This window comes from Flavobacterium anhuiense (assembly GCF_004151235.1).
GTDB classification, from domain to species: Bacteria; Bacteroidota; Bacteroidia; order Flavobacteriales; family Flavobacteriaceae; genus Flavobacterium; species Flavobacterium anhuiense_A.
This window is the reverse complement of record NZ_JUIV01000025.1, coordinates 15,282-30,031: the sequence shown is the minus strand read 5'-3', so window position 1 is coordinate 30,031 and position 14,750 is coordinate 15,282. Positions and strand designations below refer to the sequence as shown.

Here is a 14,750-nt window from a genome sequence, read left to right as displayed (position 1 = left end):
TACCAATCAAAAAAATTCACTATTTTTAAACTAAACCTTCACTCTTTGCATTATGAACGATAAATCACAGCTTTTAGGTTCAATTTTCAGACATCTTGATGGATTAGTTACGGCTCCTGTAGCGATAGCGCTCAAAAATAAATCTGTTTTAGAATTTATATTAAGCAAAGAAAAGCTCACCTTATCTGAGCTTACTGTTGCTTTTAAAGCCAATGAAGGCTATCTGAATGTGGGTTTGAGAGTTTTGGCTTCTCAGGGATTTCTGGATTATGACGTTGATAATAAAAAGCAGGAAATCACGATTTCTGTAAACGAAAAAACGAAAACAGCTTTTTCATTGTTTTATCTCTATGAAGATGTAGTGAGTCTGCTTCAGCTTTCTATACAATTTCACCCGCGTTTGTTTGAAGATGTTCCTTTTGAAAAACTCAATACAATTTTTGAAAAATATAAAAAAAGATACGGAATTGAGCCTTCAGAAGATCAGTTGAAAAACAGTATTCAGGAACAGATTTTAAAACATATTGAAGGTTATCTGATTGGCCCGACCATTGTACGTTTGGCAATGAACGGAATGTTTCATAAATATTTTATGGAAACTTCTTTCAGACCTGAAGAATTTCATAAATCACCAGAAAATTTTAAAAAGATATTAGACTTTTTTGTTCATCTAGGGTGGTTTCTGGAAAAAAATGGCAATTATCAGTTTACTGAAGCAGGTTTATTTTTTGCTAAAAGAGCCAGCGCTTACGGCGTTACGGTTTCTTATTTGCCAACTTTCGCTAAAATTGAAGAATTAATTTTTGGCGATCCAGATATTTTGAGAACTACCGAAGGCGAAAACGAACTTCATGTAGATCGTGAAATGAACGTTTGGGGAAGCGGCGGCGCTCACGACACTTATTTTAAAGTGGTTGATGAAATTCTGATCAAGCTTTTTAATCTTCCGATTGAAGAACAACCAAAAGGAATTCTCGATATGGGGTGCGGAAACGGCGCTTTCTTGCAGCATATTTTTGAAGTAATTGACAGACAAACTTTGCGTGGAAAAATGCTCGACGAATATCCGCTATTTATTGTTGGAGTTGATTATAACCAAACCGCTTTGAAAGTAACCAGAGCCAATCTAATAAATGCAGATATTTGGGCAAAAGTAATTTGGGGCGATATCGGACGTCCTGATTTGCTAGCCAATGATTTGAAAGAAAATTATAATATTGACTTGAAAGATCTTCTTAATGTGAGGACTTTTCTAGATCACAACAGAATTTGGCAAGAACCCAAACATATTAATCCAAACAGAGTTAGTACCTCAACAGGTGCGTTTGCTTATAGAGGAAAAAGAATCAGTAACAATATTGCTGAGGATAATCTTTTGGAACACCTTCAAAAATGGTCACCGTATGTACACAAATTTGGTTTGCTTCTGATTGAACTTCATACCATAAATCCGAAACTTACAGCAAGCAATTTAGGTCGAACACCCGCAACGGCTTATGATGCTACTCACGGTTTTTCTGACCAGTATATTGTTGAAATTGATGTTTTTAATGCGATTGCGGCCGAAGCTGGATTATTTCCGGATAAATCAATTTTCAAGCGATTTCCAGATGCTGATACAGCAAAAGTTAGCATCAATTTATTGAAAGGAAAATAAAAAAATGCCTCTATTTAGTAGAGGCATTTTGTTTATCATTTGAAAAGAAATTATTTCCCTCCAATCAATTCTATAATCTTTTCATAAATCGCAGTATTCTGATAAACTCCCATGAATTTTTCAGATCCTGGTCCATAAGCAAAAACAGGAACTGGAATTGCTGTATGATCGTTGGTACTGAAACTTCCGTGAACGTAGCCTTTTTCAATGCTTCCATCAATTAGAGATAATCCGCCCGTTTCGTGATCTGCAGTTACGATTAATAATGTTTCTGGATTTTTATCTACAAATTCCATTGCCTGACCAACCATTTTATCGAAATCAAGCATTTCTCTCACAACATATTCTACATTATTCTGGTGTCCGCCGTAATCGATTTGAGCGCCTTCAGCCATAATAAAAAACGGATTCTTTGTTTTTGAAAAAGTGTTTGTCGCTTTCGCTAAAGATTTGGTTAGAAAATCTCCTCGTCCATTTTTCATAGAAACTACGGCTGCATCTTCTAAAACCACAAATTTGCTGTTTTTGATCGTATCCAAACTTGCAAATTTATCCGAGAAATTATATCCTTTTTCAATTAAGGTTTTAGACAAATCTTTACCATCTTTTCTAGAAATAAATTCTTTCTGCCCTCCTCCAATTAAAATATCAGACGGACTTGAAAGAAAATCGTTGGCAATTGGTTCGCTTAAACTTCTTTCTGGCTGATGCGCATAAAATGCCGCTGGAGTTGCATCTGTAATATTTCCAGCAGAAATAATAGCTGTTTTATAGTTTTTCTTCGCCAATTGTTCTGCAATGGTTTGAAGCGATTTCCCCTGTTCATCAACACTTATAAAACGATTGTTGGTTTTATGTCCCGTAGCCATTGCTGTTGCGCCTGCAGCAGAATCTGTAATATAACTATCTGAAGATTTTGTGATTGAAAATCCTTGAGTCGGAATATTAAATAAACTCAATTGCTCTTTGTTAGCAGTATAACCAGAATAAATTTGCGCTAATCCCATTCCGTCGCCAATTAAGAGAATAACGTTTTTTGGACGCTTATTCTTGAAAACATTTTTAGGAACATAGGCTTGGTGAAATTCTGTATTCTGATAAAATGTTGTTTTGATATTATTTATGAATTGAGTCAGCTCGGCAACTTTATCCGTTCCGATAAAATCAACTTTTAAATTCATCAAAGTCATATACGTATTCACGTTGTCTTGCGTAGCCCAGAATCTCACTTTTTTGTTTTGATCGTGGACTTTTTTGATAATGGCCTGAATTTTTTCAGAATCTGGCTGCGTCAAAACACCTTTTCCGTTCCAAACTGTAATTTCATGCAAATCTTCGCTGATCATCTCAACTCTTGCTAATTGATCTGGAGTATAATTTTCATTCAATCTTCCGTCAAAATAAATAAAATCTGGATATTCCTTCCATAATGACGGTAAAGGTCTATTTCCAGAAATAACCACTTTTATGTTTTTATTCGAAATAATATCTGGAAAAGTCTTTAACTGCTGTGTAATTGCTTTCAAAGTCGAATCGGCATCTGACTTTACATCAATCATTAAAATCAATGGCTTATTGCTAGGATATGCTTTTCCGCCTAAAGTTTTTAATTTGTTAGAAAGCGGTTCCAAATACATGCTTTTAAGTGTATTGTGAGAAGCAATTTCTTTAGAAGTGTGAGCTACAAACAGCTCATTATTTACTAAAAAAACATCGGCTTCTATAACTCCTGTTTCGTTAGAATAGGCACCATAAAATGGCAATTTGCTTTCGTAATCGTTATGAGAATGAATATTAGACGAAGTGTATTCTTGGGCTTGCACGAACAAGCAAAATTGAAGGCAAAAAAGGGTGATTATTTTTTTCATCGAAAATGATTTTTATTCTTTTAAAGCTGTAGGTAACTTTATTAGAATTTGGTTTAAGCTATTTATTTTTTAACACATAGAAACATAGCTTTTCTTTATGTGTAAAGGCGTTTCACTTGTTTAAATGCACATAGCAAAAAGTAATCTTGTCATCCCTCTGAATGACAAACTTTACTTTTTTAAAACTGCAGTCTCCTGACTAAGACTGCAGCGTAAAAAACTAAAAAAACACAACAAAATTTTTTATTACCAGCCTTGGTTTTGAGTCAAAGCTCCTTTACTTACTGCAATTTCATCTGGCGGTATTGGCCATACATGATGAATTGCAGGATTGAAATTACGGGCAGGATAAATAACACTTCCGTTATAATGGTGCAATGGTTTTGCATAAGTTTCTTTTGCATCTCCCCAACGCACTAAATCAAAATGGCGGTCTGTCCACTCTCCTGCCAGTTCGCATCTTCTTTCTCTTTTCAAATCGACCATTGTAGCTCCAGAAATATCTGCAAGACCTGCACGGTGGCGAATCATATTGATTTCTGTATCTGCATTTTGACCTTTCATTAATTTCGCTTCCGCTAACATCAAAATCACATCAGCATAACGTAAAAGAGGAACATTTAAAGCTGTTGAAGGTTTGTCTCCGTTTGCATTTACATAACGAATGTCTACTCCACCCGATGTTGTTTTTGGATAACTGAACGGCTCCATGTATTTTTTAAACTGATAACCCGTTCTGTTACTTGAACTTACTACGTGGTTTCCTTCATTAAAAGTTACGGTTTCTCCGAAATAAACAAATTTGTCTCCTTTTTGTAAAATCGTAGCACTACGTCTTTTATCGTTTGGCGCATAAGTATCAAATAATTCTTTTGTTGGATAGAAATTTCCCCATCCGTTGTAAACTCCCCAACCTTTATCTTCTAGACAAACTCCAGGAAAAATAGAACCTAAAGATGTATTTTCGGCACTTGAAGTTACCGACCAAATATATTCTGAAGACCAGTTATTGCTGATTTTAAATACATCTTCAAAATTGTCTAACAATTTGTGTTTTCCGCTAGCCACAATCATATTCGCATATTTAATGGCATTGTCCCAATCTTTTGCATACAAATACGTACGTACTAAATATGCCCAAGCCGCAGTTTTGTGAGCACGTCCGCGATTGTCTGGTGTAAGCTGATCAAAATAAGGCAATAAATCTGCGGCTTTGATTAAATCTGCTGCTATGTAAGCATAATTTTCGGCTACATTTTTAGCTCGAGGCACGTAAACATTTGTTGGATTCTCTCTGTCCTGAATCGGAATTCCTGCACGATCGTCTCCATAATGGTAAGCTAACTCTAAATGCATTACCGCATGATTAAAATAAGCTTCTCCTAACATTCCGTTTTTAGTCTTTTCATCCAAAGCAATATTTGGAATATTACGAATCACGTCGTTGCAACGCTTCATAATTTCGTAATGGATTCTCCAAATATCTTTAGTATCAGATTCTGATCCGTCTACGATAAAATTTTTGATTCTTTCTGCGTTTTGTCTTGGTTTTGTGCCAATATCATCGCTGGCATTATTCAGCCAAAAGAAACCGCGACCGTACATATTATCATCAGAATACAAAGCATAAATTGCATTTACTCCTGCTTTTGCATCTGCTGGCGTTTTCCAGAAATTCCCGCTCGAAGGAGCTCCTTGCGGCACAACATCAAGTTCGCTTTCGCAAGCCGAAGTGCTTATCAAAAGCACAAAACTCAATAATAAAAGAATTATTTTTTTCATTTTAATTGTTTTTTATTTTTTAAAAAGTTGCGTTAACACCTGTCATGTAAATACGAGAAAGCGGATAACGTCCTAAATCCATTCCGAAGTTTTTAAGACCAACTTCAGGATCCATTCCAGAATAATTGGTAATCGTAAACAAGTTTTGTCCTGAGATGAAGAATCTCAATTTTGCTTTTCCGTTCAGCCAGCTTTCTTTGATGGTATAACCAATCGATACGTTTTTCAATCTTAAGAAAGAAGCATCTTCAATATATAAATCAGAAATACGTCCGAAATTGTTGTTATTATCTGTTGACGAAAGAATTGGAACATTTGTATTGGTGTTTGTTGGAGACCAAGCATCTTTTGAATCAGCCAACAAGTTGTAACCTGGAAAAGAAGCATTTAAACCTGTATATTTTACGGCATTGAAAACACTATTTCCTGCAGCTCCAGTGAAAAAGATATTCATATCAAATCCTTTGTACTTGAAATTGGCATTTAAGCTATATGTTGTTTTTGGGAAAGGACTTCCTAAAACTACTCTATCGCTGTTATTGATTACACCGTCGCCGTTTTCATCTTTAAATTTAATATCTCCAGCAACCGCATTCGGCTGATACATCACACCATTTTTGTTTACATACGCTTTCACCTCATCATTGCTTTGGAATAATCCGTCAGAAGCATATCCGTAGAAAGCTCCAACTGGGCTTCCAACTTGGTAAATATTGGCTAATGGTAAACTACGAACTCTGCTTAAACCTAGAGGTTCTAACGAATTCAAATCGTCTTTAATAGAAACAATTCTATTGCTTAAGAAACCCGCATTTGCCGTTACATCAAATTTAAATTCGCCACGAGTTTTTTGATAGGTTAAACTCACCTCGATTCCTTTATTTTCAACATCTCCTGAGTTTACAATTCTTCCTTGTGGTGTTCCAGAAACTCCAGGCAATTGGTCACGAACCAACATGTCTTTGTTTTTCTTTACATAAGCATCAACAGAACCAACCAAAGTATTATTTAGCATTGTAAAATCTAAACCAATATTGGTCTGCTCAGAGCTTTCCCATTTTAAATTCGGGTTTGATAATTCGCTTTCAGCGTAACCGTAATTGATGGACGGAACTGCTCCAATTAAAGCCTGAGTTTGTACCAAAGGCACACTAAATTGGTATGGTCCAAGGTTTCCTAAGTTTCCAATTTGTCCCCAGCTTGCACGAAGTTTCAAATTGCTGATGATTGGCTCAATACCTTTCATAAAATTTTCTTCAGAAATTAACCAACCTGCAGAAACTGAAGGATACACTTTCCAACGGTTATTTTCTAATAATTTTGAAGTTCCGTCACGACGTACAATTCCTGAGATTAAATATTTCTGACTGAAATCGTAATTAATTCTTCCCACATAAGAAGAAATAATTTCATCTGATCTTCCTGCCGCGGTCTGCTGAATTAATTTGGCATTCAATAAATAACGCTGTGATGGATCTTCGTTATCAAAACCAGTTCCTTCAACTGTGTAAAAATCTCTTTTTGTTTCTTGATAGGTATATCCAGCTAAAGCTTTCAAATTGTGTTTTCCGAATGATTTCTCATAAGAAATCGTCTGTTCGCTCAATAAATCGGTAACTGTTGAGTTTTTCAACGTCAATCTATTGAAATCGAATATTTTTCCTGGCTCAGTAACTTTTACTGTAAAGTCTGTTGCATTGTCTTGAATTCTAGTATATCCCCAATTCGATTTTACTTTTAACCCTGGAACAATTTCCCATTCTGCATACGGATTGATCAAAATGGTAGAAATCGGATTTTTATTGTCTAATCTTTTCAAATACGCCACCGGATTGATAACGTCTCCGTAAGAACCAACATATTTTTCTGGAACACCACCAAATTGCCCCGAACCATCTTCTCTGTAAATTGTTGCATTTGGCGGATACAAAATCGCGGCTTGAATTGCTCCTGTGTACGAACTTGAAGTATTTGCAGTTTGCCCGTCTGTTAATGAGTATGATAAATTTTCTCCAATTGTAAAATTATCAGCCAATTTAAAAGAAGAATTTGCTCTTACTGTATAACGTTCTCCATAAGTGTTTAACAAAATACCTTCGTTTTTTCTGTAACTTCCAGAAAGAAAGAAATTAGATTTTTCTGTTTTTCCGTTTACCGAAAGAGACAAATCTTGAATTTCTCCTGTACGGAAAATTTCATCCATCCAGTTGGTTTTTGTTGTTCTTGCAGTTGGTTCAAATGCAGGATCGAAAGCAGGAATTCTCGGCAAACCTGCATTATCTCTTGCTAAATTCATCGCATCAGCATATTCTGCAGCGTTTAAAACCTCTAATTTTTTCGCTACATTCTGGAAACCTCCTTGGTAGTTTACATTTACATTAATCTTATCTGAAATTCCTTTTTTAGAAGTGATTAAAATTACTCCCCCAGAAGCTCTCGCACCGTAAATTGCTGCAGAAGCTGCATCTTTTAGAACATTTATCGAAGCAATATCGTTTGGATTAATAGTATTTAAAGAACCGCTGTAAATGATTCCGTCCAAAACGATTAAAGGCGTTTCAGCGTTCAAAGACCCAATACCGCGAATGTTGATTGTTGGCGATGCTGTTGGGTCACCACCATCGTTAATTACCGTAACTCCGGCAACTGTTCCTTGCAATAATTCAGCTGCGTTGTTGTAGGTTCTGCTAGAAGTTTCTTTCATAGAAACAGAACCAACCGCTCCTAAAACTTCATTCTTTTTTACGCTACCGTAACCCATTACCACAACTTCTTGAAGCTGTTTTACGTCGGCTGCCAATTTTACCGTAATATTTTGTGAGCTCGTTACTTTTACTTCTTGCGTTATATAACCCACATAAGAAAAAATAAGAGTAGCTTCTGAGGCGTTTACTTCCAATTTGAATGTTCCGTCAAAATCTGTTGCTGTTGCTGCGTCTGAACCTTTATCTTTAATTCCAACTCCCGGCAAAGGCATATTATCGTCTCCTCCGAAAACAGTTCCCGAAACAATAATTTTATTCTGATCTGCAGAAGCAACTTTCTGGTTTTTCTTGATTACAATATTGTTGCTCACAATCTCATATCGAAGCACATTACCGCAAATTTTATCCAACGCCTGTTCTAGCGTTACGTTATTCAGTTTTAAACTTAATTTCTGATTGGCATTTACTTGGCTGCTTTCGTACATGAAATGCACATCAACCTGATTTTCAATTTTTTGAAATATATTTTTTATACTCTCATTATCAACTTTTAAAGTGACTCTTTTGTTAATGTCAACGTTCCCAGCTTTTACTGTTAGTGCAGCAAAAAACAAAGTCATAAACAGGAATAATTTTGTTCCCATTGTCCTTATGCCGGCATACCGCATTTGTTTTTCATTCATAGTTTTTAGATTTAGTGTAATTGTTTTGTTTATAGTTTGCTACGTAGTTTTATTTTTATTGTTTAAAGAATTATTCGATTTTATAAACCCCAGAATCTATTCTATATTCGGCATTAATGATATTGCACACCAAACCAATCACCTGATCAACAGGCAGTTCTTTAAAATAGGCGCTAATCTTTAAAGCGTTTAAATTCTTGTTTTTGACTTCAATCGAAACATTATAATTACGATTGATTGTGGCCACAACTTCAGAAAGAGGCGTTTCTTCAAAAACCATAATATTTTTGCGCCATAACGAAATGGTATTCACTGGAATATCCTTGAAAGCCTGAAGCTTATTATCCTGAGATTTAAAAACCACTTTCTGTCCTGGAGTTACATACACATTCTCTTCTGTGACGGTCGATTTCACGTTTACTCTTCCAGTAGCAACCGAAACTTCTTGCGTGGTCTGGTCTGGATAAGCTTGAACATTAAAACTGGTTCCGAGAACTTTGGTATCCATTTTATTGGTATGAATAATAAAAGGATGTTTCTTGTCTTTGGCTACATCAAAAAAAGCTTCACCACTTAAATACACTTCTCTGGTATCGCCTTTAAATTCCTTCGGATATTTAAGAACACTTCCAGCGTTCAGCCAGATTTTTGTTCCATCACTTAATTTTATCTGAGCATGTTCGCCTAGTTTTACTGCAAACTGTTTGCTTTCTACAGCATTTTTTGTCGAATAGAAAAACACAGATAATCCAACAAGGAAAACCAAAGAAGCCGCAACAGCCCAGTTTTTGTATGAAAGAGCAATAACTTTATTAGTGTTTTTTATTTGTCTTAATTCCTTTTTCAGTTTTGAGCGATCCGATTGAACCACTTCCATATTATCAAAAAAATCATCCGTACGATCGTACCATTTATTCCACATTTCTTGTCCTTTTGGGGAATACTTTCCTTCTAAAAAATTTTTGATTTCGTTATTTGAATTTTCAGGCATTATAATTTCTTTATGTCTTAATAGTATGTCTTGGAAATTGTAGTTTTAGGTAGGCGCAAAAGGTTACGCTTCTGTTAAGAAAAAGGTAGATTCTTAATCTGAAGTTTACTTTTAATTGAATTCGCCCAAATAGGTGCGCATGAATTTTAGCGCATACGCAATATGATATTTTACGGTTTCAATGGAAACATTCAATTCTTCGGCGATTTCTTTATTGGTGTAATGTTTTATGCGGCTGAGAATAAAAACCTCTTTTGATTTTTTAGGAAGTAATGATGCTGCTTCGTCAACCGCTTTTTGCAACTCGTCATAATAAATAGAATCTTCGATTGCATTATAACTTGTTTGCGAAACCGTGTTTTTTTCTAAAACTTCTTGAATATATTGGTCCGTAACTTCGTGTGATTTTATGTAATCTAAAGTCATATAGCGAACCGAAGTGTAGATGTAGGCAGCAAAACTTTTCTGAATGATAATTGTTTTGCGTCTTTCCCAAATAGAGGTAAAAACTTCCTGCACAATTTCTTCTGAAATAGCAATCGATTTCATTCGCAGATATACAAATCGAACTAATAGATCTCGATATCTAAAATAAAGTTCATCAAAAGCTTTATCCTTGCCCGATTTTAATAATTCTACAAGTTCTTCGTCTGTAAACTTCTTATACATGATTTGGTTTTAAAATTGGCATATACAAAGTATTGGGTTCTTCTTATATGTCTCCAAAATTAAAACTGAGGGTAGGTCGATTAGGTTACGTTTACATTAATAAAACCTCTCTAAAACGAAACATATTATTAACAATTGAAGTTAAAAGCCAACTGAAAAATAAGGGTTTGTAGTATTTCGCGTAAAAAATGAAATACTTTGTTTGGTATAACAATCTTTCTCTTATAAAAAGCAGAAAAAGTGCTTAACAAATAATTAATGGGAATGCATTAAAATAATGTTTAACCTATTCAAAAATCACAAGATGAAGCACTTCAGATGTATAAAATGATTGGATTTGAACGTACAAAATCAGAAGAAGTTCTTTTTTCAAACAGTCTTTCCTATTATCAAAAAAAGCTCTTTTCAGAACGAAAAGAGCTTTTTTAATTTGTAGTTTATTTTAGTCTAGAGATTCATTTTTTTAGCATCTTCAACAAACTGTTTCAATCCAATATCTGTCAATGGATGTTTCAACAAACCTTTAATTGCCGATAATGGTCCAGTCATAACATCGGATCCAATTTTAGCGCAATTGATAATATGCATCGTGTGTCTTACAGAAGCCGAAAGGATTTGAGTTTGATAATCGTAATTATCGTAAATCTCTCTGATTTCAGCAATTAGGTTCATTCCGTCTGTAGAAACGTCATCTAATCTTCCTAGAAATGGAGAAACATAAGTTGCTCCTGCTTTTGCAGCCAATAATGCCTGACCAGCAGAAAAAACTAAGGTCACATTGGTGCGAATTCCTTTTGAAGAAAAATATTTACAAGCTTTTACACCATCTCCAATCATAGGCAATTTTACAACGATTTGCGGATGTAAAGCGGCTAATTCTTCACCTTCTCTTACCATTCCTTCAAAGTCTGTAGAGATTACCTCAGCAGAAACATCACCGTCAACGATATTGCAAATAGCCAGATAATGGTTTAAAATATTTTCTTTTCCTGTAATACCTTCTTTTGCCATTAAAGACGGATTGGTGGTTACGCCGTCTAAAACACCTAAAGCCTGCGCTTCTTCAATGTCCTGAAGATTGGCAGTGTCAATAAAAAATTTCATAAGTTTTTTGGTTTTGTTAATTGTTTTAATTGTTTTTTCGACGAATGAATCGCATAGTCTGTCATTTCGACGAAGGAGAAATCTTCGCGAGAAACTCGACAAAGATTGGTTATTTACTTTGTAGAGCTACTTACGGAGATTTCTCCTTCGTCGAAATGACAAACTGTATGTATTTCTTTGCTTAAGTAAAATTTTAGTGAGTGAAAAATGTGCATTTCGATTGATTCTGCTCTTCAAAAAACCTTCAATAAAAAATATCCTCTTATTTTTTTATCAAACTGACTTTTGATTCTATTTAATTTTCAAAAAATAGCAACTAAACCTTAAATCTACTTTTTTCAAATCTCAAGAAAAAAGCCATAATCTTAATACACATTTTCAAAGTTTTTAGATTTTCTGTCTCACTAAATATTTTGTAGAAACCTAACAGGTTTTTAAAACCTGTTAGGTTTAATATTAAAATCTAAACCAATTAAATATATTGGTTGATGATATTTTCAAACAATTCTTGTTTACCGCTTTGAAGGTTTAATTCTCCATTTTCGTGAGCGATAGTGTAAAGATCTTTCAAGCTTAATTTGCCATCAGCAAAATCTTTTCCTTTTCCAGAATCAAATGAGCTGTATCTTTCTTTTCTCAATTTCTCGTAAGGAGAAGAAGTGATGATTTTATCAGCAGTCAATAAAGCTCTTGCAAAAGTATCAGCACCGCCAATGTGCGCTAAGAAAACATCTTCTAAATCTGTTGAGTTTCTTCTAATTTTCGCATCAAAATTAACTCCACCGCCTTGTAGTCCGCCAGCTTTTAAGAAAACCAACATAGCTTCAGTAGTTTCTTGGATATTATTTGGGAATTGGTCTGTATCCCAACCGTTTTGGTAATCCCCTCTGTTCGCATCGATGCTTCCTAACATTCCAGCTTTTGCAGCCACTTCTAATTCGTGTTGGAAAGTATGCTGTGCCAAAGTAGCGTGGTTTACCTCGATGTTGATTTTGAAATCTTTATCTAAACCATATTCTTTCAAGAATCCAATCGCAGTTGCAGAGTCAAAATCGTATTGGTGTTTAGATGGTTCCATTGGTTTTGGCTCGATGAAAAAAGTTCCTTTGAAACCTTGAGCCCTTGCGTAGTCTCTAGACATTGCCAAGAATTGCGCCATGTGGTCTAGTTCTCTTCCCATATCTGTGTTTAGCAAAGACATATAACCTTCTCTACCTCCCCAGAATACGTAGTTTTCTCCGCCTAAAGCGATTGTTGCATCAAGCGCTAATTTTACTTGTCCTCCAGCTCTTGCCACTACATTAAAATCAGGATTTGTAGCCGCACCGTTCATGAATCTTGGATTTGAGAAACAGTTTGAAGTTCCCCAAAGCAATTTAATTCCAGATTCTGCTTTTTTCTGTTTTAAGTAATCTGTAATAAAAGCCAAACGTTTTTCTGATTCTGCAAAAGTTGCTCCTTCAGCAATCAAATCGTAATCGTGGAAACAGAAATAATCGAATCCCATTTTGCTGATGAATTCAAAAGCAGCATCTGCTTTATCTTTTGCAGCTTGATAAGGATCTGATGAAGCATCCCAAGCAAAATTTTGAGTCCCTGGCCCGAATGGATCGCTACCTTGTCCGCAGAAAGTATGCCAGTAAGCGATAGCAAATTTAAAGTGCTCACGCATTGTTTTTCCAGCTACAACCTGGTCCGGATTGTAATATTTAAATGCCAACGGATTGTCAGATTCTTTTCCTTCAAACTTAATTTGGCCAATACCTTTGTAGTATTCTTTATCTCCTAAAACTATCATTTGATTTTTTTATTTATTTGTTAATATTAATTCTAATTCTTGTTTCCATTTTTTATAAGCAGTTTCATAAGGTTCTTTATTGTGAAGTGGCAAAAATGTCATTACGTGATCGTTGTCACTTACGTTAGCTCCAAATTTGCTGTAATCTCCATCTTTTAAGCCAACCGCTCTCGCTGCGCCAACTGCTCCTGTTGTATTGTAAATTTCAATTTCGTGACCAATTAAAGTTGCCACCGTATTCGAGAAAATCTCCGAACGGAAAAGATTATCATTTCCAGCTCTAATGACATTAATCGTTGCATTATCATCTTTTAAACATTCCATTCCGTACACAAACGAAAAAGCGATTCCTTCAAGAGATGCTCTAAACAGATGCGCACTGTTATGAATATTTAAGTTGAGGTTTAAAAAGTGTGTTCCAATAGTTTTATTGTTAAACATACGCTCGGCACCATTCCCAAACGGAATCACCACAACGCCTTCTGATCCAATTTCAACATTAGAAGCTTTTTCATTCATTACCTCATAACTTTCGTTCCCCATATTATTGCGAAGCCATCTGTACTGAATTCCTGCTCCGTTAATATTCAAAAGTTTACCCACTCTCGGCGTTTCCAATTCATAGTTTACATGAACGAAATTGTTTACTCTTGTGCTTTTTCCAGAAGACATTTCGCTAACCGCATAAAAAACGCCCGAAGTTCCGCCCGTAGCCGCCACTTCTCCCGGATTCAATACATTTAATGAAAGTGCATTATTTGGCTGATCTCCTGCTCTATAAACAATCGGAATTCCAGCTGGCAATCCAGATTCTGCAGCAGCTTTTTCTGTAACGACACCTTGATTTGTAAAGTTTTCTACAATTTTCGGAGTCAATCCTGTATCAATTCCGTAATATTCCAAAAGCCAATCGGCTACTTTATTTTCTTTATAATCCCAAAGCATTCCTTCAGACAAACCATTTTTGGTCGTCGTTACTTCGCCTGTCAATTTCAAAGCGATATAATCTCCAGGAAGCATGTATTTAGCAATTTTATTGTAAATTCCTGGTTCATTTTCTTTAACCCATTTCAATTTAGAAGCGGTAAAATTTCCTGGCGAATTCAATAAATGCGACATGCATTTCTCTTCTCCAATTTCAGCGAAAGCCTTATTTCCAATTTCAACTGCACGACTGTCGCACCAAATAATTGAATTTCGAAGCGCTTTACCATTGTTATCAACAATCACCAATCCGTGCATTTGGTACGAGATACCAATTCCTTGAATTTTAGAGGCATCAACATTTGCTTCTTTTATCGCTCTTTTAGTTGCCGTACAAATGTGTTGCCACCAGATTTCAGGATCTTGTTCTGCCCAGTCTGGGTGAATCGAAAGAATTTCCATTTCGTTCTGAGGTTCATTCAAAACGATTACTTTTTTACCCGTTTCTGCTTCAACAATTGCTGCTTTCACAGAAGAACTTCCAATATCATATCCGATATAATACATAC

General features: G+C 35.4%; 9 protein-coding genes. 1 reads left to right on the top strand and 8 read right to left on the bottom strand.

Annotated features, from left to right (window positions below; genetic code table 11):
* Positions 1-52 precede the first annotated feature (52 nt).
* A complete protein-coding gene (locus NU08_RS20655; RefSeq protein ID WP_129748941.1) occupies positions 53-1,657 on the top strand; it encodes a class I SAM-dependent methyltransferase in 1,605 nt (534 codons plus the stop codon).
* Positions 1,658-1,707: 50 nt separating this feature from the next.
* On the opposite strand, the gene NU08_RS20650 is transcribed toward NU08_RS20655, so the two are convergent.
* The 8 genes from NU08_RS20650 to NU08_RS20615 all read right to left on the bottom strand — a co-directional run bounded on the left by NU08_RS20650 (position 1,708) and on the right by NU08_RS20615 (position 14,748).
* Complete coding sequence (locus tag NU08_RS20650; protein ID WP_129748940.1) at positions 1,708-3,525, bottom strand: alkaline phosphatase; 1,818 nt, start codon at positions 3,523-3,525, stop codon at positions 1,708-1,710.
* A gap of 246 nt (positions 3,526-3,771) precedes the next feature.
* Complete coding sequence (locus tag NU08_RS20645) at positions 3,772-5,307, bottom strand: RagB/SusD family nutrient uptake outer membrane protein (protein WP_129748939.1); 1,536 nt, start codon at positions 5,305-5,307, stop codon at positions 3,772-3,774.
* 19 nt (positions 5,308-5,326) lie between these two features.
* Positions 5,327-8,695, bottom strand: coding sequence for a TonB-dependent receptor (locus NU08_RS20640; RefSeq protein WP_129748938.1), 3,369 nt, complete (start codon positions 8,693-8,695; stop codon positions 5,327-5,329).
* Positions 8,696-8,765: 70 nt separating this feature from the next.
* On the bottom strand, positions 8,766-9,686 hold the full coding sequence (locus NU08_RS20635) for a FecR family protein (protein ID WP_129748937.1): 921 nt from the start codon (positions 9,684-9,686) through the stop codon (positions 8,766-8,768).
* A 111-nt stretch (positions 9,687-9,797) separates the two neighbouring features.
* Positions 9,798-10,355: an RNA polymerase sigma-70 factor gene (locus tag NU08_RS20630; protein WP_129748936.1), complete on the bottom strand. Its 558-nt coding sequence runs from the start codon at positions 10,353-10,355 to the stop codon at positions 9,798-9,800.
* Between the two features lie 447 nt (positions 10,356-10,802).
* Entirely contained in the window at positions 10,803-11,459 is a 657-nt protein-coding gene (gene fsa, locus NU08_RS20625; protein ID WP_129748935.1) for a fructose-6-phosphate aldolase, read from the bottom strand.
* A 472-nt stretch (positions 11,460-11,931) separates the two neighbouring features.
* Positions 11,932-13,257, bottom strand: a complete 1,326-nt coding sequence (xylA, locus tag NU08_RS20620; RefSeq protein WP_129748934.1) for a xylose isomerase — start codon at positions 13,255-13,257, stop codon at positions 11,932-11,934.
* Positions 13,258-13,266: 9 nt separating this feature from the next.
* Positions 13,267-14,748, bottom strand: a complete 1,482-nt coding sequence (locus tag NU08_RS20615) for a xylulokinase (RefSeq protein WP_129748933.1) — start codon at positions 14,746-14,748, stop codon at positions 13,267-13,269.
* Positions 14,749-14,750 lie beyond the last annotated feature (2 nt).

Excerpts from the sequence above, each read along its gene's own strand:
- NU08_RS20645 (WP_129748939.1), bottom strand. The coding sequence starts at position 5,307 with ATGAAAAAAATAATTCTTTTATTATTGAGTTTTGTGCTTTTGATAAGC.
- NU08_RS20650 (WP_129748940.1), bottom strand. The coding sequence starts at position 3,525 with ATGAAAAAAATAATCACCCTTTTTTGCCTTCAATTTTGCTTGTTCGTG.
- xylA (WP_129748934.1), bottom strand. The coding sequence starts at position 13,257 with ATGATAGTTTTAGGAGATAAAGAATACTACAAAGGTATTGGCCAAATT.
- fsa (WP_129748935.1), bottom strand. The coding sequence starts at position 11,459 with ATGAAATTTTTTATTGACACTGCCAATCTTCAGGACATTGAAGAAGCG.
- NU08_RS20655 (WP_129748941.1), top strand. The coding sequence starts at position 53 with ATGAACGATAAATCACAGCTTTTAGGTTCAATTTTCAGACATCTTGAT.
- NU08_RS20635 (WP_129748937.1), bottom strand. The coding sequence starts at position 9,686 with ATGCCTGAAAATTCAAATAACGAAATCAAAAATTTTTTAGAAGGAAAG.
- NU08_RS20615 (WP_129748933.1), bottom strand. The coding sequence starts at position 14,748 with ATGTATTATATCGGATATGATATTGGAAGTTCTTCTGTGAAAGCAGCA.
- NU08_RS20640 (WP_129748938.1), bottom strand. The coding sequence starts at position 8,695 with ATGAATGAAAAACAAATGCGGTATGCCGGCATAAGGACAATGGGAACA.
- NU08_RS20630 (WP_129748936.1), bottom strand. The coding sequence starts at position 10,355 with ATGTATAAGAAGTTTACAGACGAAGAACTTGTAGAATTATTAAAATCG.